This is a genomic window from Xylanibacter oryzae DSM 17970, from assembly GCF_000585355.1.
GTDB lineage: Bacteria > Bacteroidota > Bacteroidia > Bacteroidales > Bacteroidaceae > Prevotella > Prevotella oryzae.
Window position 1 is genome coordinate 2,906,521 of the sequence record NZ_KK073873.1, and the last position, 23,478, is coordinate 2,929,998.

Here is a 23,478-nt window from a genome sequence, read left to right on the forward strand (position 1 = left end):
TTTTTATTTTATAAATGTTGCTGTTTTTAGTTTGTATCTGTAGTCCTCACTCCTAGTTGTAGATTTTGCACCGTCATCATAAACGGGATCCTGTTCCGCATTTAAGACATCACTTAAGAAGTAGCCGTTTCTGTCTCCACCCCAACCCCAGTTACAATGTACATACTTAGACTCCTTGTCATTCTTAACTTGATTAATATATCCATCAATGACCCAGGCATGTCCATCCACATATTGTTTGAATACAAATCCGACATGATAATAGCGTCCATCTCCTCTCATGAGAATAATTCTATTGCCTTTTTTTAGATCTGAGATTACATTGTCTATGTCATAATCATTCAAACCTGAAATATCGAATCCATAAAAACGTCTCATTTTATATATAGCATCACCTGTATCTGCAGAAGTACCACCATTAGTATAATTAGCATCAAATACCCCTCCCCAAAACCTCATTAGTCTGGCTACCTGTTCGGTTGCATCGGCTGAAATAATATATCCACCAGATTCTTTGCATTCATTGTTTATTTTAGCCCAGTTCATTGTAGCCTCACCAACTTCTTGATCATTATTATATGAGTATTTTATACGAGATGATGGCATTCCAATATATGAACATATTTGAGATATAGCAGTTATAACACATCCCGTGAAAGAGCCCGGACAATATTTATTGTAAGGAGAACGTTGGTCCCATTTAGTAGTAAGCAAAGGAGACATTACTTCGAATTTATCAGGGATACTTGTTGAAGAGCCACCACTCTCGTCATCCGTATCAATACGAAGTCTTGGTCCTTTAGCTCCTATTTCTTTCTCAATCATTCCATCTATGAAAGCATTAAAGCCAGCATTTGTAGTATCAGCTTCATTATATGAATAATTACCCTTTTCTACTAATGCAAGAATGGGTTTTTCACGATCATCTGTGGATGCAATAGCAAATCCACAACTATCTTTAAAATTAACGACATAGAATAAAGTATCCAAATTCACATTAGAGCTTGCTCTTGTGCCTCTAGGTAGAGATATTGCCTCTACATTTGCGATACTAACGTTAGATGGAAAAGCTCTGGTACCTTTATTCATATTTGCAATAAAGTCCATTACATTTGCTTTGGCTTCTTCAATCGTTACTTTGTTTTCATGATCAGATGGATTGTTAACACTTAGTTGGTCTTCTTGGTTGCATGATATCAATCCAATTGCAGCCAAAATTAGAAATAAAATTTTTCTTTCTAAAGTTTTCATAAGTTATATTTTTGTGTAATACTGATCATAACAAATAAGTCAAAATAAGATATTTTTCAAAATCGAATAAGGATAATATATAATACCTTTCATGGAATATTTAATACAAAGGTATAATAAAAAATAACTTAAACAAAACTCACTTGGAGAGGATGTTGCAATAGTGGAAAACTAAATCATTGAAATTTAGATAATTATACAGGTCTGCGGCATTTTTTGAAGCGTTTTTGCAACAAAGAAAGTCTATTAAAAGATTAATTTATATCCCACACCTCTTACATTAATAATTCTGATATTATTATCTTTCGACATTTTGTGACGAAGTTTGGTGATAAACACCTGAAGACTACGAGTATTAAAAAAACTGTCATCACCCCACAACTGAAGAAGAATATCTTTGGTTTCAACAACAGAGTCTTTATTCTCCGCTAACATCCGTAGAATTTCCGTTTCGCGATGAGATAATTCCTCAGAACAGCTACCATAGATAAGCTTTTCTGTCTTGGTATTCAACTGATATTGTCCAATGGTTATTTCTTTATTCAGATCTATAGAATGATTAATAGTCTGATAAAGTCCTGTTCGCTTGGCCAGAGCCTTAATACGTACTATCAATTCCTGCATACCAAAAGGCTTCTTTAGATAATCATTGGCCCCTAACTCAAATCCTTTAACAACGTCGTTGATGGCAGAGCGAGCCGTAAGAAACAATACCGGCGTTACTGGATCAATTTTACGTATCCTCCGTACCATTTCAAATCCATCCATCTTTGGCATCATCACATCAGCAACAATGACATCCGGCTTTGACTCATTAAATAGCCGTAGACCTTCTTCGCCATCTGCTGCAGTAGTGATTTCAAAGCCTTGCGCATCTAGTGTATCCTTGATAATCATGGCCAGGGTGGTCTCATCTTCAACCAGCAATACTCTTATATCATCCATTGAATCTCAGTTTAAAAGTTGTACCCTTGGATGGCTCACTCTCCACGTCAATCGAACCATTAAATTTGTCCATCATACTCTTCACGTAGTATAGTCCAAGTCCATAACCCTTAACGTTTTGCACATTTCCATGAGGCACCCGATAGAACTTATCGAAAATATATTTCTGCTTGTCTTGTTCTATACCAATACCATGATCGGTAATATCTATCTCTATAAAATCATCACAACGATTAGCTGTTATCAAGATAACCGCTTTCTCTTTAGAATATTTTACTGCATTATCCAATAGATTACTAATTATATTTGAGAAGTGCGAGAAATCAGCCTTCACGGTTAAGCTCTTTTGAATGTCAATAGTAATATCTACCGGTTTGTCTGCCTTCAACTTTTGTTGTGCAATAAGATGTTGAATAACCCCAAGTACATCCACATCCTCTATCTTTAGACTCATGGTCTTTCGTCTTTCCATGCTCATGTATAAGATTTGTTCAACTAGACCGGAAAGGCGTTTCAATTGCTCTTGGGTGATAGAAAGATACTTTTTGGTTTTCTCTGTATCATTGGTGCCATTAAAGTTGAGTAGAACATCATTTGCTGCATAAGCTACTGCTATGGGAGTCTTCAGTTCGTGAGTCATATTATTTGTAAAGTCGCTTTTCATCTCATCCAGAGTCTTTTGCTTCATGATGGTATGTATCAGATACCAAAAAACAAACATCAAGACAATAAGAATTATGAATGATGTTGCCAATATTCCACTCATCTGGCGGAGAACCACAGTCGTGGTTGGTGGCAGCAATAATACATATGAGTAACTCTTATCTGGGTCAATAGACAATTTCACGGTGTCTGTGTATTCATAGTTCGATTCGCCAAAAGAGGCAAGAGTCTTTGGGAGAACCTTCTTCTCTCCATCTTTCTTATAATAGTGAATGTATAATAATCGGCGTGGGGTGTTGATACCAAGTGAATCAAGTCTTCTGTTAAGCAATTTGTTAAAGTATCTCACATTTATATTTTTCATGAGGTCAAGCCCTGAATGGATGCCCTGCTGCATATAGATTTCAAACTGCATTATGCCTTTAGGATTACGTAACATTGTGGAAAGATCAAGATCAGAAATTTCTGTACTAGTTACGTAATTGTTGTTTTCAGTATGGTCTTTTAGCTGTGATTTATTTTTTACCGTTGTAGAATGATCTTTAGCATTTACTTCCACACTGATATTCATTTGTCCATGCTTTCTATCCTTCTCTTTGCGCAATATCTCAATACGATGAAATATTTCATCATAATCAGATAGTCTGACGGTTTCCTTGATATCACTTTTTATCTTGCTTTGCATAGTGCCATAAAGTCCTATCAGCCAATAGGCTTGATAAGTAAATATTACCGTTAAGGCAATAATAACCAAAATTACGATATGTTTCAATGACAGTTTCATGATTGCAAAGATAATCATTTTTAGTATACTAAGGTAAAAGTGATAAGACTAAATAACTTTTCTCTTAAGACTTGATAAGCCAAAATGATTTGTTTACATATGTAATCACTGTAACTTTGCAGCATCAAATAAAAAATTAAGAAGATTATGAGAAAATTTTTATTATTAACGTCCTTATCTTTGGCATTAACAGCCAGTGCGCAGTCTGTTGATTCATTGCGTATGGATAGCATTATCCACCAGCTGCCCGATGTTGTCGTTAAGGGTGAACGACCTATTGCCAAGGTTAAGGGAAGTGCTATTATATATGATTTGCCAAGACTGATAGAAAAGAAATCTGTTGATAATATATATGATGCTGTTAAAGAGCTTCCCGGTGTTATTGAGCAAAACGAAAAAATAACACTTGGCGGTATACCTACAACAGTAATCCTAGATGGAAAAGTTACTACGATGACTTCAACAGAATTAAATTCTCTCTTGCGGAGTCTTCCTGCCAATAGTATAGCTAAAGCCGAAGTAATGTATAATGCACCTGCAAAGATGCAGGTACGTGGAGCTGTCATTAACATTGTGCTTAAGCATCATACTGACGGAAGTACTCCGCTGCAAGGAGAAGTTAATATGGCATTGAATCAAAAGCATGATGCCAGGTTCGGAGAACGAGCCTCTTTATTGTATAGCAAAGGAAAACTGTCTATTGATGGAATGTATCTGCATAGTCACGGCAAAGATTATTCATGGACAGACGAGACCAGTCATCATAGTCTAGACGATGGTTCTGTACATGATATTATTTCAAATGAGATCTCACGCAACCGTGAATATGGTGATCAGTTTCGCTTTGGTCTGGATTATCGTTTTGCAGATAATAATACACTTAGCTTTATCTATAATGGTGTATATAATCATAAACATGACTCTCAGGATATGTCAGGTAGCATACTCGGTCAGACAGACATATTTGGTCATAACTGGCTTCACAATCTACGAATGGACTATAATGCCCCATTTGGCCTGAAGGTCGGAGCAGAAATGACATATTATCATAATCCCGAGAATCAATTTCTCAACAGCAGTCTGCCTACCGGTAAACTTTGCTATAATGTTGATAACAATCAGAAAGTAAATAGATGGAAGTTTTTTCTTTCACAAGAACATCATTTAGGCAAAGACTGGAATCTTAATTATGGCGTAATTTATACCACCAGCATTAATAGCAGTTCGCAATTCTATGTCGATGCAAATTCAACAACCGGCGAAGAGCCTACAAATAGCTCTACTCACCAGTCTGAAAACGATGTAAACCTCTATGTAGGCTTTGATAAAAGTTTCGGAAGCAAGTTGACTACAGAGGCATCTGTTGCAGCAGAGTACTACCATTCTCCCAATTGGCATCATTGGGATTTCTTTCCTACCTTTAATATTACTTATATGCCAAAGCAGGGTCACGTATTGCAGGTTGGGCTGAGTTATGACCGTACCTATCCTGAATATTGGGCTATGACTAACTTTACCACATTCAGCAATGGTGGATATAATGAGATTACAGGTAATCCTAATTTAAAACCTACTGATGAGTATCAGTTTCAGACGGTATATGTAATGAAAAGCAAATATCAATTAATAGGATGGTTTAACTACGCCAATAATTATTTTGTGCAGTCACCATATCAACGCCATGACCGATTAGCTATCAGTTATCAGTCGCAAAACTTTAATTTCCAGCAACAAGCAGGTCTACAGGCTATTGTACCTTTTAAAGTATCACAATTGCTAGATAGTAGAGTGACATTAACAGGCGCATGGCAGCGTGAGAAAGACGATCATTTCTATGATATTAGTTTTGACCGTCATGTCTTTTTTGTAATGGCAAACATCAACAACAACATCACACTTTCTACGAGTCCGGATATAACCCTGTCTGTTGATGGTATGATTCGTTCTAAATCTATCCAGGCTACTTATAACCTGCCTGCTTCCGGTGATGTAAATCTCAGTACGCGGTGGCTCTTTTTGAAAAAACATGCCATAATTCGTATTTTCTGTAATGACATTTTCCAGACTTCTGTCATCAATCCACGTATCAATTACGATCGACAGAACCTAAGTATGGATTTCTCTTGTTATCGTGAATTCGGCGTTTCATTCACTTATAAATTTGGAGGGTATAAAGAGAAAAAGCATCAGGCCATTGACACATCAAGGTTTAAACAGTAATAATCAAAATGAGTCACTTATTGTCAATGTAAGTGGCTCATTTTGTTTTAAGCTTATAACGCCATCATATATTTTATTCTTTTCATTTATTTTCATATCAGAAGTTGTGTGATACACCTTCATCTGATAAATGCCAACATTCATATTCTCTATTTTAAAATCAACATCATATTGACATACGCAATCTGTAAGCATATCTTTTTCGGGATATAGTATCAATACAATTTGGGCGTCTTTGCATATAGCATTAACATGAAATTTTCCGATGATACAATTGTCTTTTACATCTTTAAATTGAGCACTCGCTATGCCATCATTCCCTAATGTTATATTCATGGTCGTTTTTTTATTAAAATTGTTTTCGTAAAACTCTGGGCGAGTGTCTTTTTTTGATAGAGACGTCTTGCAATCCGACGTGTTTACATCAGATACTCTAATGTTATCTACTATAGCCTTTTCTGTTGTACATCCGGTTATAATCACTAAAATGCAACTGATTAAAATCTTTTTCATATAGATTGTTTATAAAATTATTATGAAGTTATCACTTTCATCTTCCCCACAATGCAGGTAAAGGTAAATGACATTTATTCGTAGTATATTTCTATTAATGAATAAACATCTTTTTTATTATAGAGCTTTATTATATGAAAAGGCTGCATTATTATTAAAAAAGTAAATAGAAACTTTAACTTTTTTTCAAATAATTCCAAGCAAGATTTATCATTTTCCGGATTTAATATTTAGAAAACAAAAATCAAATTAGTATGAAACAAGTATTTTATTTATTATTTGGCGCTATTGTTCTTTTGGGAACAACATGCTTGCAATCTTGTACAGAAAATAATGATTATTATTATAATTCTGTCAACTTTCCTAATGCTTTGGTTACTATTAAAACAAACCCTGCCGACGGGAATGTTTTCTTTCAATTGGATGATTCAACAACAATTCTGCCCACAAATATTAAGACATCTCCTTATGGTAATAAGGAAGTGAGAGCCTTAACTAATTTCCAAATAGCGCAAGGGCAGTCAGGACATTATTCTAAATGTGCCTATGTTAATTGGGTTGATACTATCTTAACAAAGAATATGGCCAAAAACTTGAACGACCAGAATAATGCTGTATATGGAAACGATCCTATCGAAATTATAAAAGATTGGACAACCCTAGTAGAAGATGGATATTTGACTTTAAGATTTAGTACCTATTTCGGAAATGGTAATAAACATATTATCAATTTAGTTAGCACAAATAATCCATACGAAATAGAATTACATCACAATGCAGCAGGTGATACAAGAGGAGTGATGCGTGATGGTCTTATAGCATTCAGATTAAACGACTTACCCGATACAAAAGGTAAAGTAGTAGACCTAACCTTGAAATGGCAATCTTTCGATGGAGTAAAGAGTGCAACATTCAAGTATTGTACACGTAAATAAATTCCAATAACAGGAGTTTCAGTAACTTAACTTATAATATAATAATATAGGTATAGAATATATTTGCGGTAAAGATGTTTGCGTCTATGTATAACCTGTTTTAAGAGTAAATATAAATAAGAAAACAATGAACAAAAAGAATGTGTTTCTATTTTGCATGGCAATGATTTTTTTATCATCTTGCACAACTATTAAGTCAGTGGATTATACAGAAGCCAATAACTATTTTCACCGCAATGATGCTTCTTTGCCAGGCAGTCTGAAAATTACCTCTCAAGAAGAGTTTAACAGACAATTCGGTATGGCTGCATTTATGGGTGATAAAGGTAAGCCAACAAAAATTGACTTTCAAAAAAGTTTTGTTATTATAAAGGTCCTTCCTGTAACAGATTTTCAAACGACTCTAGCCCCGGTATCTTTAAAGAAAGTTAGAGATAAACAACTCCGATTGACCTATACATTAAGGCGGGGCAAAGAGCAGTCATTCTCAACGCAACCTATATTTATCCTAGTCGTTGACAATAAATATAAAGATTTTGAGATAATTGAGAATCCTATATAAATAGTTTCTGAAACTCGTTGGTTTTGCATATTGCTTACATTAGCGGGGTGATAATTATTTTAATCTAGTATAAAAAAGAACGATATTTTCATAAAATTACTATCTTTGTAAAAATGTAAAGCCATGTACGCAGATTTTAAATGTGCTCATAACTTTTCGATATTTATTTAATATTAATTATTGTTGTTATGAAATCTAATTTTATTACAAAACTGTTTGGGCTAGCTGTTATCTTTTTAGCAACTTTGATGTTTTCCTGTAGTGATGACAACCATGGTAAAACTGTTGTTATGGATGTATCTCCTAATCTAGTTTGGGTAGGAGTGAGACCCCCGGGACGAGCTAATGATTCTGCCCAGGTAATGAAGTGTCTTGTAGAAGGTACAAACCAAGATTTATATATAGGTAGAAGTAAAATTGAAGGATTTGAGTATGCTGAAGGATTTACATATAAGTTGCTTGTAAGAATAATGCCTATTGAAAATCCTCCTGCAGACGGATATACGGATAGATATGAATTGCTAAAAATAATATCCAAGCAAAATAATTGACATAATGTTAATCATATAGGGTATATCTTACTCAATATATTAAGATGTTATTCGTATATGATTTCTATTCAAATAACCCAATAAAAAACGATACAATTTATGTAGTCCAATGACATAAACTGTGTCGTTTTTTTGTTCTTTTATTTATTTGTGCCTTTGTACCTTTGCATCATCAAAATTTGCATGTTACCATATCGAAAGTTATAAGTTAATGAATTTGATGGGCAAGTGAGTGGATACATGTGAGCTACTCAGACCCCTCAAGGCATTTTTAGACCCAAATAAAGAGTACGAAAAAGAAGAAATTAGGCTACCTTCAGATAGGCCGCAAGTTGATAAAAAGTAATAGGGGAATGGACCTGAATATGCTAAAAAGACGATTTCATCTTCCAACTCATCTTCGGAAATGACTTCCAACTCATTTTCAACGTTGCATAATAAGGTATGCCCGCGAGCGGGCGCGTAACTGATACAAGATACAAAATACAAGATAAAAGAAAATACTGGTACTGGTGTACCAGTAAAAGAAAACATCACCATCACCACAGATTTTTGTAATTTAATAGAAGATATTTTTCACTCTCCAAACAAGCTTTCGAATCTAGGACAAAGAATGTCTCTTTGATATCCTCGAACAAGCTAATCAAAGCATTCGTGAAATGCCGTAATTATAGACGAGATTGATATTAAAATAAAAAGATTAACGTATAAAATCCATGAGAAAAGACTCATACTCGATTATTGCAGAAAAATCAATAAACATAATTTGTAGATAAAATGAACAAAAATAGTCTCTGCACTTTGCAGAATAAATAAAAAAATAACTACCACTTTACCACTGGGTGAACTAAATAACTGAATACTAATACAATACAACTTTGCAATGATCAGTATAAATGCCACAAAAAGTCACTCAAGTACCACTTGGAGCATAGCTTTAACCTTGTCAAAGCATAGTTCCAACCTTGTCAAAGCATAGCTCCAATGGCCTAAAAGCTATCTTCCTGATGTGTCGAATGATAGCTCCGAGTGATACCTTCGTGGTATTTTGTGGTATATAGAAATGCCTGAAACCTCGATAAACAAAGGGCAAGTGGTATAGTGACACTTATTTATAAAAAAACTACTTTGGAAAAATTCAAAATGGTGACACGAAGAGGTGAATCTGTTATTAATGCCCTTGTAAACGGATCTGATTAATATCCAAAAGAAACTAAGATATCCGGCGAAAATGGCTTTTAGCTATAAAATCTGAGGCAAAATGGGGCATTTTTTTTAACGAATGGAGAAAATTGTATATCTTTGCAGATGATAATGAGTAAATAATATACAGCAAACTTGTAAACGTGTTTTTTAAAGAAATAGACTTTTGAAATGAAGATTATAAAGTATTATAGCATATTGATCGCAATCTTTATATCAACCTTTAGCGTAACGGCAAAGGCTGATATCATAAAACTGCCGTATACCCCGCAGAGCATAAAAATTAGCAAAGACAGTACCTTTGCGATGATTGCTTTCGGCGATGATATACCTGAAGGCGAAAAACTTAATAGTAGACGTATCGGACTCTTTGACTTAACTCAAAATAGATTGCTTATGTTAAAGACTAAAGACAAAGTATCGCATGTATACGATAACAACTTCAATCTAGTAGATACATATCCTCCCTGTAGCTATTACTTTCGTAAAGAAGAGGCTCAATTGTATTTTGTCCGTCATATGGATAAAGCGAAAAATATTATCCAACTTCAGAATAAACTAATATGTTCTGTAGACAATAATCTGTATATAGAGTAGCTGATTTAGATATAATTATTGGTGTTTGTCATGAATGATACAAATAGGAAACAATTTGTTATATTCTGCAAAGAATATGCAATAAATTGACTTGTATGTATGATTATATTGTTATAACTTTGCATCGATTTAATATTATCAAAATCTACAAATAATGAATAAGAAAGTTTTAATGGCTACGGCCCTTATGTTTATGTCTATTGGTGCTGCCAAGGCTCAAAAGGCTGACTTCAGTTACTTTAAGTATACTGGCAATGACAGCCGCTTCGATAAAAAAATAGATAGGAACAATCAGTATCTTAATCCTATCATGGCAGGATTCTATCCAGACCCATCTATATGCAGAAAAGGGGATACTTATTATTTGGTAAATTCATCTTTTAGCTTCTTCCCCGGTGTGCCAATCTCTACCAGTAAAGATCTGGTAAACTGGAAACAGATGGGATTTGTACTCGATCGTCAGTCACAACTGCCTCTGGGACGTCAGAAAGTGTCGGGAGGTATATTTGCACCTGCAATAACATATAACAAGAAGAACAAAACATTCTATATGATAACCACTAACGTGGGAATGGGAAACTTCTTCGTTAAGACAAAAGACCCTGCTAAAGGATGGAGCGAACCTATAATCCTGCCTCATGTGGTTGGCATAGACCCTTCGTTCTGCTTCGATGATAACGGCAAGGCTTATATCGTAAATAATGATGAACCTGTAGGCGGACACGACTGGGTCGGCGAGCGTTCTATCGTATGTCATGAATTCAGCGTAAAGGGTGACAGCACAGTAGGACCATCAAGAGAAATTTTAAGAGGTGGTACTCATCTTGAGAATCATCCTATCTGGATAGAAGGACCGCATATGTTCAAGTATAATGGCTTCTATTATCTGATGTGTGCAGAGGGTGGTACAGGTTCTTGGCATTCTGAGGTTATCCTGCGTAGTAAGAATCCTTTCGGACCATTCGAGTCTTACAGTGGCAACCCTATTCTGACACAGCGTCAGGGTCTTGACCCTAATCGTCCTGATTTCGTATCAAGTGCAGGCCATGCTGATATAGTTCAGACTCCTAACGGTCAGTGGTGGGCAGTGTTCTTGGGATGCCGTCCTTATGAGGAAGACTTCTATAACACAGGTCGTGATACCTATCTGTTGCCTGTAACATGGAAGAACGGATGGCCTGTAATACTAGAGAGTGGTAAGGCTATTCCTACTGTAAATAATAAGAAGGGACTACAGCCTACAGAGAACTACAACACCGGTAACTTTAGCTATGAAGATAATTTCGGAACAGATAATCTTAACATCAGATGGATATTCTTACGCAATCCTAAGAATAAATTCTACTCTTTGGGTTCTGACGGACTTACAATTGATCCGCAACCTGTAAATATTTCACAGAGCGAATCTCCTTCAGCTATCTTCTGCCGTCAGCAGCATACTACTTTCACTGCAGAAACCGAATTGACCTATATGCCTAGTTCATCTAAAGACTTAGCCGGACTGGCTCTGTTGCAGAACGAACAATATAACTTTGTGTTCGGCAAGACAAAGAAAGGCAATGACGTGATGATAACATTGCAGCGCTCAGAGAAAACAAATGTAACAGTAGCTTCTGTCAAACTAAGTGCTGAGGATGCACAGAAACCACTAAAACTTAAGGTAAGTGGTAACGGAAGATATTATGATTTCTTCTATGCAGTGGGCAATGGTCCATGGCAGACTCTTGCACTGGGTACTGATGCTATCAATCTTAGTACAGGACGCTCAGGAGGTTTCATAGGGGCATGTATTGGCCTTTATGCTACTTCGGCTAACGAATAAACTTTAATATTATTTTCAATAATGAGCCATCGAACTCTTACTAATGAGTGACGATGGCTCGTATTGTTATTTATAATTTGATAATAAAAGGTACCGATAAATTTTTAATTATGAGAACAACACTTACGATTGCATTATTCTTATTATCTGCATTACTGCCAGTACAGATTGCGGGTAAGCATGTCAACGACAGTTTCCGTCCGGGAGCATTATGGTTGGACGATAGTGGTAGGCATATCAATGCACACGGTGGTGGCATAATTAATTATAAGGGTACTTATTACTGGTTTGGTGAGCATAAAGCTGACACTACCAGTTCGGCTATGGTGGGGGTTACTTGTTACTCTTCTAAGAATCTGCTGGACTGGAAGAATTGTGGCGTGGCTTTGTCTGTGTCGGATGATCCGAACAGTGATATTGTAAGAGGATGTATACTGGAACGTCCTAAAGTGGTGTATAATGCCAAGACCCGTAAATTCGTTATGTGGTTTCATCTGGAGTTAAAAGGACATGACTATTCGGCTGCCCGTTATGGGGTAGCTATAAGTGATAAAGTAGAGGGACCGTATCGCTACTTACGGTCGGGCAGGGTCAATCCGGGACGTTATCCGTTGAATTACAGTAAGGCAGACTCGGCAGCAGTATGTTCGCAATACGATGAACTGATGTCTCTGAAGTGGTGGACTCCCGCCTGGAATGACGCTATCGTCAAGGGGCTATTTATGAAGCGTGACATGGAGAGTGGGCAGATGGCCCGCGACCAGACTGTATATATTGATGATGATGGTAAGGCATATCATATATATTCGTCTGAAGATAACATGACGTTACAGATAGCAGAACTGTCTGACGACTATACTGCTCATACGGGCAGATATGTGCGTGTGGCAGCCTCTAAGATGAATGAGGCACCTGCAATATTCAAGAAAGATGGAACTTACTGGATGATAACAAGCGGATGTACCGGTTGGGCTCCTAATGAGGCACGTATGTTTACAGCTAAGAATATAATGGGACCATGGACACAACTGCCTAATCCTTGTACCGGACCTAAGTCGGCTACAACTTTTGGAGGTCAGGGTACTTTCGTATTGAAGGTGAAGGGCAAAAAGGATCAGTTTATCTTTATGGCTGATATATGGCGACCCAACCATCCAAGTGATGCCAGGTATATATGGCTTCCAATAGACTTTAAGAATGGTATACCTGTAATACAGTGGAGGGATGAGTGGAGACCATAAGATATCTGTTCTCAATCAGTTAGTATGTAAACTTTGTATTATTTTGTGGCAAATTATCTGATATTCGTCAGAAATTTGTATCTTTGGGGCCATAATTTATATTATGGAAGCTCAAAGAATAAAACTATTATTGTTCTCTTTTTTCGTTTCATCATTGTGTGCGGCACAGAAGGTGGATCTCGAGGCTGCCATGCAGCAGTTGGATGCTGTCGTGGCTAAGCGTGATGTATATATACAGAACCATCAGAATGAAATAGACCAACTTAAGAGAACACTCAAAACCACAACTTTTGATAACGACAAATATGTGTTATGCAAAAGATTGTATGATGAATATCAGAAGTTTGATGTAGACTCTGCTTTATATTATGCACACAGATGCAAGAATCTGGCATCGGACATGAAGCAATGGGATTTGTTTACACAGGCGGGAATAGACGAATTGCTGATATCAATATACAGGGGACAGTATGCTCTGGCTAGGGTTCAGTTGCAAGAGTGCGGACCGATAGAGAAGGTTTCTCCTAATATGCAGGGTAAATATGCAATCGCTGCTTTAGAATATTATATGCGTGTACTGAAAGCCGGACTGGGTGATAAGACCGATCCATATAGTATAGACTCTAAACTTTGCTGGGCAAAATATAGCAGATACTTACCAAAAGGTTCGTGGAGTTACGACTACTACAGTGTGATGGTATTTGGTGATTATGCTCCGGAAAAAATGCTTGTAAGACTTAAGACGGTACCGCAGCCTTCAATAATGGCCGCTATGATAGAGGTGGCTCTTGCCAAATCTTATCAGAAGAATGGGAATAAGACTTTGTATTACTATTATCTGATACATTCGGCCATAAACGATATCAGTATGGCCAACTGCGAAGCACAGTCTCTGATTTATCTTATAGAGTCGCCTTATGTGAATAAAGACAGCAAGCGAGCCTTTGATTATGCTATGGTGTGCAGTGAGAATGCCAAGGCTTATAAGGATATGGGTAGAAGTCTTGACATCGTTAAAGCTCATGCTATTATATCAAAGGCTTTTGAGTCTGCTCTGGAGCGAAGGGCTACTTACATGGGTATAATTATAGCATTGCTGGTATTATCGCTGGTAGTGATTTTTATAGAACTGAGTCTTATCATAAAGAAGCGTCATCATCAGGCTGAAATGATTGTTAGGGTGGAGGAGATGAACGCCAAACTGAATGAGTTGGTCAAAGAAGGTGATGTAATGAGACAGCAGCTAAAGGAAAATAATATACGTCTGCAGGATGAACTTAAGCTGCGTAATAATAATTTCATGAATGTATATCTTCTGGTTTCTAGATATATAAGCGATGTTCAGAAATATAAACGGGGGATATACAACATGCTTATAGCCGGAAAGGTGGATAATGCAAAGAAATCTCTTAATTCGTCTACTGCGGTGGATGAGTATCTGCAAGATTTCTATAAGCAGTTTGATAAGGCATTCATGCAGTTGCATCCTGACTTTGTAGAACGTTTTAACCAACTAATGAAGCCGGATAAGAAGATTGTTGTTGCTTCGCCAGAAGTGCTTACGCCCGAGCTTCGTATATACGCGTTGGTTAGTCTTGGCATTACAGAGAGTGTTAACATCGCGGATTTTCTGCATTATTCGCCACAGACGATATATAACTACAGGTTGAAAATAAGGCATGGCTCTTGTATTGACGAAAAGGAATTCGCAGATACAATAGAGAAAATGTATTACTGATATATAAATAAAGGGCGGCTGTAACGATACAGCCGTCCTTCTGTTTTCCTGAATAAACAAAACTGTTACGTTATTTTTTTACTGTGTTCATTGTACTTCTGCCACTGTCTATTAGTTGATACCTACTTTCCATCTGAGGATCTGCTTTAAGATGTGTATTTACATCTATCTGCATTACCGGAGCAACAGCCTGACCGTTGATCGGTGTCCACTCAGGAAGTCCTAGACCGTTAGGGTTGCCTGTCTTGATGAAGTTGGCATAATAACTTTCGAATATATTAGATATGGCATAGTCGTCTGCGTTCCATGCAAATACATTATTGGTAGAAAGGTTACCCATTTCGTATTCGATGTCGGCCGAGTGGATAGCTCCAGGTATCTTTGGTGCTGCAGGTGCATCCGACTTCTTTTCTTGTACGCCTCCTGCGAGTCCTGCTTCTTTATTCTTCATTACCATATCCGGACGTGGGCGACAGAATATATATCTGTATACCGGTTTAGTGCATGTCTGCTGTTGTACATTCATCCATTTCCATGTGGAATAAGCAATAAATATATCACCGGCAAGTTGATAACCCGGAAGTTGCATTATATCTGCATCGGTATTGATACCATACATAGGCAGTAGTTTGTCGGCAGGTACATTGAATGCTTTCTCTACTACAGGTTTCAGATTCTCAATAGTAGCCGGTTTGCCTTGCAGAATATATGCAGGTACCATCTCTGAAGAGTTGTTACCAATGAGGCATGGTACCTGAGCTTGTTCGCCCTTGGCATAAGTCTCAGCCGGTTGCTCGGTAAAGAAGTAGTTGTCTATGTTGTACGATGGCACACTCTTTACAGCTGCACGCTTCATCAGTTCGTCGGCAGAGAGAGCACGAAGGTCTTTTATAGACTTGCATCCTAATTTCTTTGTCGTTTCTACGCCGGCCTGTTCAGCCTCTTTGAGAGTGACAATAGGTCTCGAACCTAGTACAGAACCACTTGAACCCATTGCCTGACTGATTAGGTTTCTTGTAAGGGGTGATGCCATAAGAGCACTTACAGACATCGAACCGGCAGATTCGCCCATGATGGTAATCCTGTCTGGGTCGCCGCCGAATGCTGAAATATTATCTTTAACCCATTTGATGGCTGCAGCCTGGTCTAGGAAACCATAGTTGCCCGAACCCTTGTATGATGCTTCTTTGCTCAACTGTGGGTGAGCGAAGAAACCAAAGATGCCTTCACGATAGTTGGCCGTGATGGCTACAATACCTCTGCGGGCCATTGACAGACCTGCGTATCGTGGTTCGCTGCCACTGCCGGCCATAAGTCCGCCACCATTGAAATATATAAATACAGGTAATTTCTCGTCCATAGTCTTAGCAGGTGTCCATATATTAAGATACAAGCAGTCTTCGCTCATCTTCTTGGTACCAAACATCATATCGCCAAACACATTCTCCTGCATAGGGTTAGGACCGAACTCATCGGCTTTACGAATACCGTCCCATTTCTGTACAGGTTGTGGAGCCTTCCATCTGAGGTCGCCAACAGGAGGGGCTGCAAAGGGAACACCCTTGAACACCTTGATGCCTGACTCGTTGATACCCTCAAGAATGCCATTCCCGGTCTGAACCTGAGGTGCATCTTGTGCGCTTGCTCCTAAAGTAAGGAACATTGCGGTTACTGTAATAAAGAATTGTTTTTTCATAATAGTATATTTATAACCCTCACCCGAACACCATTATATAACGTGTTGAGGGTGAGGATATTTTGTTGATTTAGAAATTAATATGTGCTGCGAACTCAACAGTGAACGGACGTATGTATGTTCCGGCCATAAGATAATTCTTGTATGCAGAGACATCTTCTACTAAGTCGGCTGAACCGATACTTCCACTGGCGCCTTTCTGATTGAAGAAATTGATGACATTGCATGACAGGCTGAGGAACTTGTTTACACTATAGTCTAGCCCACCGAATGTCTCCCAGCGACCGTTGAAATACAGCGTATTGGTCTTGTTGATATATTGCTTGCTCTGATATCTGAAACTTGCCCATACACGGAACTTACCAAACATATAACTAGGATCTAATTCTATGATAGTCTTGCTTACACCGGTAGTAATTTTATTGCTGAAGTTGTAAGACTTAGAAGTTCCGTCACTGAAGTTAGCCGTAATATTGAAATTCTTATATTTAGGATCCTGTAATGTGAGAAGTCCATGGAATGTAAATCCTTTAAATGGAGTCAATACGACATCGGTGGTCCAACCCATAGTCTGTACATTGTTTGTGATAGGAATGGTTACTACATCAGATGCCTTGTTAGGATTAGTGAATTGAGAACGGCTCTTATAGTTGCTCTGTGAGATGATTGAAACCTGAGATACGAGTTTCATCCAAGATTTGTTCCAGAAGAAACCTGCACGGCCCAAATGAATGTTGACCGGATCAAGGATTGGCATGTATGGACCAGCATAATCCTGTGAGTTAGGATGCTGCATGGCATAAACATATTCAGCAAGTAGACCGAAACCATTAGAGATAGTGTAACGTCCCTGAATAGTGGCAGCAGGGTTCAGCCAGTTATTGCTGAAGTGTGTCATTGTACCATTGTTGATGCTATAGCCTATCGTACGGATATTATTTGGATAAGTAGCTGTTTTGTCTGTTGCATTGAGATAAGCAAGAGCATCTGTTCCGCCTAATCCATAGTATTCTGCGCGTACCCCTGCAGATAGCCATAAACGTTTGGTTACTTGCCAGTCGTCTGATGCATAAAGGGCAGCCTTTACTTCGTGTGAGTTGTAATATTCGCCACCGGTATTGAGGGCAAAGCCTTGACTGCCATTAAACTTGAGCCATACAGGATTGGCTTCTACGGTGTGTGCATATACACCGGTACTTGCAGATATGCTTTGACGGTTCCACCAGAAATTCATACCAATTCGCCATTTGTGTGCCGCATCTTTTTTGCCTTTAAGTTCTGCTGTAGTCATCCAGTCACGTTCCCAACCGATATCCCTTAGTAGATAACGGTTATTGAATTTACCTGTGAATACATCACCTGCGTTATTAGTTCCGTTATCGTAAGCATATGTATATCCTGATGTGGCTGTAGCTGAACCTGTACCTGCTAATGCTAGGGTAGAATAGTATGAGTTGGAGTAATTATATTTAGAGCGAACGTCAAGGTTCATGCCGTTATTCAAATTGTAGTTAAGATTGAATATCAGACTGTTGTTTAGGGCATGAATGCCATCTTTGCGGTCGTAAGTCTTTGTCTCGCCGGTAACAACATCCTTATATGTAATGTTTCCATTAGCAGGTAAGAAACCATCATGTCCCAGACGGAAGCCGTTATACTCACTGACACTACCGTCGCCATTATATATAAATGGTCCGTAGCTGTCGCCCATACTCTTGGTGTAAGCATATTTGTAGAAAAGGCTCATTTTACCTCTGTTGTTGTTGAACGTCTTGGTAAGAGCGGCCTTAATGATTTTCATGTCGGTAGAGTACTGCACGTCGGCCAGTTTGTTCGAACCCGGATCCAGATTGGCATACACACCGAATGAATAGCTCCATCCGTTCTTTATTGGTCCGGCTACAGACATATCAAAACGTTGCAGATTGAATATGTTTGTCGTGTAGTTGACGTGACCTTCAAACTTATTACCGCCCTCACGTGTGTAAGAAAGTACGGCATAATTTACTGCACCGTTGGTTATTGCACTTTCACCTAGAGATTGCAGTCCCATACGTCCGTGTTCGGCAGTACCTGTCCAATAAAGAAATGGCAGACATGGCCAGATATTGTATGATACAGGCAGACCATCTTCGTAAATAGATGCCGACAGACTGGATGGCAGACCGATAGAAATCTGTCGCGGTTGGTTGTCGGCTGACGCGTTAAGCATCACATTGCGGTTTTTTACTTCTTTTGTCTCAGGAATAGTGTCTTTTACAGCTTTCACCTGAGCTTTTGTTGTGGCCGGAATAACTACCGCCGACAACATCAGTAATGAAATCAATTTTGTACGTTTCATAATAGATAATGATAAGATTGTAATGTGTTATTAGATATTATTTTTGTTCTGCTACGAGGCATGGTCTTACATTTTGGGTTATTTTGCCTTCTTCGTAAACAGTTGTTGTCAGTGGTTTCATGTCTGCTGCATTCTTGGCAACCATCACTTTATAGATGCCACTCTCAACCTGCCAGCAGTTAGATTGGTCGTTGAACGAAGCAAGACTCTCATAAGGAATATTTATAGTAACTGTCTCACTTTCGCCAACAGCCAGTCTCTTTGTCTTTGCAAAACCTTTAAGTTCTCTTGCAGGTTTATCCATATCTTTTCCGGGTGCCGAAACATATACTTGTACTACTTCCTTACCTGCCATTTTGCCTTTGTTCTTGACATTGACAGTTATATTGATATTACCATTATTGTCTTTATTGACAATAGGTTTACCATATTCGAAAGATGTGTAGCTCAGACCATAGCCAAATGGGAATGAAACAGGAACGTTCTTTGTAGTATAGTAACGGTAACCTACATATATGCCATCGTTGTAAGTTGTAATATCAAAGTTCTTTCTAGAACCTTGTGTGCGTATTTCCGAGAATCCTTTAAGAGAGTTTGTCAAGTCGTCATCGCTTATTTCATCAGGGTTAGGAAAGTCGTTCTTAGAAGGTACGTCGTTATAACTTACCGGCCAAGTCATTGGCAGACGGCCCGAAGGACTCTCTTTGCCGGCTAGTATATCTGCTACAGAATTACCACCCTCCTGACCTGGAAGCCATGAGATAAGTACTGCATCAGGCTTGCTTATCCAGCTACGGGTCTCAATGACACCACAGACATTAAGAATAACGATAACTTTCTTACCTTCTTTATGGAATACTGTTGTTACATCATTTATCATCTTCTTCTCTGCATCGGTAAGATTGAAGTTGGTCTTTATGCTACGGTCGCCAAATTCTCCTGATGTTTTTCCTATTGTTATTACTGCGGCATCATTATTTTTTGCTGCATTAATAAGTTCACTATTTGAAAGTTCCATCTCAGGTATGAGTTTTTTAGGAAGGAATGCAGCAAACTGTCCCTGTGGCTTTGGCATCTTTGCCTTTGCTCCCGGGATGTATTTCTCGTAAGAATCCTTTATAGAAGAATCTATTGAGAATCCACCATTCTTAAGTCCGTCAATAAGTGAGACAACATAGGCGTGATTTACATCTCCAGAGCCGGTACCGCCTGCTATGAAGTCGTAAGAAGTAAATCCAAACGCGGCTAGTTTCTTTATATTAGAAGTAAAAGGAAGTGCTTTATTGTCATCCTTGAGTAGTACCATACCTTCAATAGCTGCGTTGCGGGTAACTTGTGCATGTGCATCAAGATCAGGATTGTTATCTGCTACATATCCATTGAAACGTGGAGTCTTGATGATATATTCCAAGATATTTTTAATGTTACGGTCTATGATCTCCATAGAGATATTTCCATTGAGGATCGCTTTACGCAATTCCTCGCGCTGACTTAGTTTACCGGGCATGATCAGATCGTTGCCGGCCTCCATCTGCATGGTAGTATGCTGTCCACCATACCAGTCGGTCATAACCATACCATTAAATCCCCATTCATGTCTTAATATCTCAGTGAGAAGGTCGGCACGTTCGCTTGTGTATGTACCGTTTATCTTGTTATAAGAAGTCATGACAGTCCAAGGATGGCTCTCTTTAACAGCTATCTCGAATGGTTTTAGATAAATTTCACGGAATGTTCGTGGATTGCCAATAACATTATTGTTTGTACGGTTTGTTTCCTGATTGTTTAGTGCAAAATGTTTAAGAGATGTACCTACGCCGTTGCTCTGAACACCATCTATCATGGCAGCGGTTATTTTACCTGCCAATAGGGGGTCTTCGCTATAATATTCGAAGTTACGTCCATTTAGAGGGTTACGCTGTATATTGGTTGCAGGGGCAAGAAGTACATCTACACCGTAGTGTTTAACTTCATCGCCAATGGCAGCTCCTACAGCTCTTACAAGATTTGAGTTCCATGTAGAACTCATCACAGTCTCTATAGGAAAATGTGTACAATAGAACGTTTTGTCTGTTCCATTGCGTTTAGGCTGAATACGAAGTCCGGCAGGACCGTCGGCTAGTACCGTATTAGGAATTCCGAGACGTGGAATGGCATTGAGTTGACCAGCAGCACCTTGAACTAATGCAGAAGAGTTTCCGATAGTTGCAGATGCCTCTGTCTTTACGTTTCCGCCGGAACCTATTAATAGGTCCAGTTTCTCGTCGAGCGTCATTGCATTTATTACTTTCTCTATAGGGTCTTTACCTAATTGAGGTTGCTGTGCACATACTAATGTAGGTATGGCCAGAAAAGTGATTATCAAAGTCTTAAACATTTTGGTAAGTATTTATTAGATTTTCTGCTGCAAAGTTAAATATGTTTTCATCAGGATTAAACAATGAGTAATACATCAAAGTAAGTAGCTTGTGAAACTTATATTGCTGATAATAAATAAGTTACGTTTATATAAAGTATATCATAAAGTAAACTTTTATGAAATACATGATAAACTTACTCTCGGCTTTTTTTGTTATTATTTATAAAAATCGACAATCTTAACAAAGAATATTAAAATAAGATTTGAAGAATTATTAAATAACATATATTTTTTTGTAAATTTGTGGCGTTTTATTACATCTAATATCACGAAACAACAGATATAAATTATATCTAAAAACATAATATCATGAAACGTTCAATCGTAACACTTACACTTTTGTTAGGATTTATAATGGGCTATGCTCAAAAAAGTCCTTTAATGAAAACCCATGTAGAGACAGGTGATGTAGAGGCAACTCCCGACGGTAATGATCTGGCTGTTTACAAAGCTATACCCTATGCAGCTCCACCAGTCGGAAAACTTCGTTGGAGAGCTCCACAACCGGCTAAGCCGTGGACAGGTGTACTTAAGGCTGATGACTATGGTCCATGGCCACCTCAGCCATCACGCCGTGACGGCAGTCATCCTAAGATGAGCGAAGATTGCCTTTATCTCGGAATTGCTACACCTGCTACATCCGTAGACGAAAAACTCCCGGTAATGGTATGGATACATGGAGGTGGATTTGCTACAGAATACTATGGTGGTGATTTATGGACAAATTTGGCCCGTCGCGGTGTTGTTGTCGTGAGTATAGAGTATCGTACCGGAGCCCTTGGTTTCATGGCACATCCCGAACTGACAAAAGAATCGAAAGACGGTCATTCAGGCAACTATGGTGTTCTTGATCAGATATTTGCACTGAAATGGGTACAGCGAAATATAGCGGCCTTTGGAGGTGACCCATCAAAAGTTACAATATTCGGAGAGTCGGCAGGTGCCATTAGCTGTAGTATCCTAGCCGGTTCACCACTTGCCAAAGGTCTATTCCGTGGAGTAATAAGTCAGAGTGGTGGATATTTCAGTCCATGGAGCGATACCAGAAAAAGTCATTTGGTTAATGCCTCTCAAAAAGGAGCAGAGCAACAGGGACTTGAATTTCAAAAACATCTTAAGGCTAAGTCGCTGAAAGATCTTCGCAAGATGGATGCACTTGCTCTCACAGGAGACAATGTAGGATTCGGTGGCTTCTGGCCATGTGTTGACGGATATGTTATTACCGATGACCAGTATCGTAATTATAGCCTTGGGAAATATAATGATGTAGCAGCTATCATCATGACTAACTCAGATGAAGGTGCCATGTTTACAAGACCAATGACTGTAGATGCATACCAAAACTATGTAAAGCAGACTTTCGGTAGTTTTACAGATGATGTATTGAAATTATACCCAGGTAACAATGATGATGAAACATACTTTAGCAATGGTGACCTCTTCCGTGATACTGGTTTTGCGTGGCCATCTTATGCATGGGCGGATTTACAGTCACAAACAGGTAAAGCGCCTGTATATGCTGCATTCCTGGCGCAACCATCCAAACTCAGTTGTATAGGCGACAAGAAACGTCACGGTGTGTCTCATGCTGATGACCTACTTTACGTAGGCAACACATTTACAAAACAGAGTGACAAGTATCCTGTTGAGGCTGCCCTTGCAGAGATTATTCAGCGCTATTGGGTAAATTTTGCAAAAACGGGAAATCCAAATGCTCAAGGAATGCCTTACTGGCCTACATTCAATAAAGATAATGAAAGTACGATGCAGTTTAGCAATGGCGCTTCTCTCATAAGTGTACCTAATCGTGATAAAATCAACCTTATCGATCAATATTATAAATATATACGGGAGCAAACTGATAATCAAAGAAAGAAATAACTTATATGTGACTGTATGATCCATTGATATCTGTTTTTTGTAATGGCCAGTGTTTTGCCCTGGCTTATGCTTCCGTATGATAATACACCCGAAGGAATTAAGCGTAAGCAGATATC

Annotated in this window: 16 protein-coding genes; 9 read left to right on the forward strand and 7 right to left on the reverse strand. The window is 38.3% G+C overall.

The genetic code is table 11. The annotated features are described in order from the left end of the window. Window positions 1-3 precede the first annotated feature (3 nt). From XYLOR_RS11820 to XYLOR_RS11830, 3 genes are all read right to left on the reverse strand, one after another. Complete coding sequence (locus tag XYLOR_RS11820) at window positions 4-1,251, reverse strand: C10 family peptidase (RefSeq protein ID WP_036879844.1); 1,248 nt, start codon at window positions 1,249-1,251, stop codon at window positions 4-6. Window positions 1,252-1,497: 246 nt separating this feature from the next. Next, window positions 1,498-2,196, reverse strand: a complete 699-nt coding sequence (locus XYLOR_RS11825) for a response regulator transcription factor (RefSeq protein ID WP_036879847.1) — start codon at window positions 2,194-2,196, stop codon at window positions 1,498-1,500. Next, window positions 2,189-3,661: a sensor histidine kinase gene (locus tag XYLOR_RS11830; RefSeq protein ID WP_309477144.1), complete on the reverse strand. Its 1,473-nt coding sequence runs from the start codon at window positions 3,659-3,661 to the stop codon at window positions 2,189-2,191. The genes XYLOR_RS11825 and XYLOR_RS11830 overlap by 8 nt, the downstream gene beginning before the upstream one ends. 129 nt (window positions 3,662-3,790) lie before the next feature. On the opposite strand from XYLOR_RS11830, the gene XYLOR_RS11835 reads away from it, so the two are divergent. Beyond that, complete coding sequence (locus XYLOR_RS11835; protein ID WP_036879853.1) at window positions 3,791-5,863, forward strand: outer membrane beta-barrel protein; 2,073 nt, start codon at window positions 3,791-3,793, stop codon at window positions 5,861-5,863. A 3-nt stretch (window positions 5,864-5,866) separates the two neighbouring features. On the opposite strand, the gene XYLOR_RS11840 is transcribed toward XYLOR_RS11835, so the two are convergent. Further along, window positions 5,867-6,376 carry a hypothetical protein gene (locus XYLOR_RS11840; RefSeq protein WP_036879857.1) on the reverse strand — a complete coding sequence of 170 codons (510 nt, stop codon included), beginning with the start codon at window positions 6,374-6,376 and terminating at the stop codon, window positions 5,867-5,869. Between the two features lie 254 nt (window positions 6,377-6,630). Here XYLOR_RS11840 and XYLOR_RS11845 point away from each other — a divergent pair, with 254 nt between their 5' ends. The 7 genes from XYLOR_RS11845 to XYLOR_RS11875 all read left to right on the forward strand — a co-directional run bounded on the left by XYLOR_RS11845 (window position 6,631) and on the right by XYLOR_RS11875 (window position 15,025). Further along, on the forward strand, window positions 6,631-7,311 hold the full coding sequence (locus XYLOR_RS11845; protein ID WP_036879859.1) for a NigD1/NigD2 family lipoprotein: 681 nt from the start codon (window positions 6,631-6,633) through the stop codon (window positions 7,309-7,311). A gap of 127 nt (window positions 7,312-7,438) precedes the next feature. Continuing rightward, window positions 7,439-7,873 carry a hypothetical protein gene (locus XYLOR_RS11850; protein WP_036879861.1) on the forward strand — a complete coding sequence of 145 codons (435 nt, stop codon included), beginning with the start codon at window positions 7,439-7,441 and terminating at the stop codon, window positions 7,871-7,873. Window positions 7,874-8,061: 188 nt separating this feature from the next. Continuing rightward, complete coding sequence (locus XYLOR_RS13470; protein ID WP_084608607.1) at window positions 8,062-8,424, forward strand: DUF4377 domain-containing protein; 363 nt, start codon at window positions 8,062-8,064, stop codon at window positions 8,422-8,424. Window positions 8,425-9,798: 1,374 nt separating this feature from the next. Next, window positions 9,799-10,224, forward strand: coding sequence for a hypothetical protein (locus tag XYLOR_RS11860; RefSeq protein WP_036879863.1), 426 nt, complete (start codon window positions 9,799-9,801; stop codon window positions 10,222-10,224). Window positions 10,225-10,378: 154 nt separating this feature from the next. After that, window positions 10,379-12,046, forward strand: a complete 1,668-nt coding sequence (locus tag XYLOR_RS11865) for a glycoside hydrolase family 43 protein (protein ID WP_036879864.1) — start codon at window positions 10,379-10,381, stop codon at window positions 12,044-12,046. A 110-nt stretch (window positions 12,047-12,156) separates the two neighbouring features. Further along, complete coding sequence (locus tag XYLOR_RS11870) at window positions 12,157-13,287, forward strand: glycoside hydrolase family 43 protein (protein WP_036881072.1); 1,131 nt, start codon at window positions 12,157-12,159, stop codon at window positions 13,285-13,287. Between the two features lie 103 nt (window positions 13,288-13,390). Then, the gene (locus tag XYLOR_RS11875) at window positions 13,391-15,025 is read left to right on the forward strand and encodes a DUF6377 domain-containing protein (protein WP_036879867.1); all 1,635 of its coding nucleotides are present in this window, start codon (window positions 13,391-13,393) and stop codon (window positions 15,023-15,025) included. Window positions 15,026-15,095: 70 nt separating this feature from the next. On the opposite strand, the gene XYLOR_RS11880 is transcribed toward XYLOR_RS11875, so the two are convergent. The 3 genes from XYLOR_RS11880 to XYLOR_RS11890 all read right to left on the reverse strand — a co-directional run bounded on the left by XYLOR_RS11880 (window position 15,096) and on the right by XYLOR_RS11890 (window position 21,439). Then, a complete protein-coding gene (locus tag XYLOR_RS11880; RefSeq protein ID WP_036879869.1) occupies window positions 15,096-16,721 on the reverse strand; it encodes a carboxylesterase/lipase family protein in 1,626 nt (541 codons plus the stop codon). Between the two features lie 70 nt (window positions 16,722-16,791). Next, window positions 16,792-19,062, reverse strand: a complete 2,271-nt coding sequence (locus XYLOR_RS11885) for a TonB-dependent receptor (RefSeq protein ID WP_036879872.1) — start codon at window positions 19,060-19,062, stop codon at window positions 16,792-16,794. A gap of 37 nt (window positions 19,063-19,099) precedes the next feature. Beyond that, window positions 19,100-21,439 carry a glycoside hydrolase family 3 C-terminal domain-containing protein gene (locus XYLOR_RS11890; protein ID WP_036879874.1) on the reverse strand — a complete coding sequence of 780 codons (2,340 nt, stop codon included), beginning with the start codon at window positions 21,437-21,439 and terminating at the stop codon, window positions 19,100-19,102. Between the two features lie 351 nt (window positions 21,440-21,790). On the opposite strand from XYLOR_RS11890, the gene XYLOR_RS11895 reads away from it, so the two are divergent. After that, complete coding sequence (locus tag XYLOR_RS11895; protein WP_036879876.1) at window positions 21,791-23,362, forward strand: carboxylesterase/lipase family protein; 1,572 nt, start codon at window positions 21,791-21,793, stop codon at window positions 23,360-23,362. The last annotated feature ends 116 nt before the right edge of the window (window positions 23,363-23,478 follow it).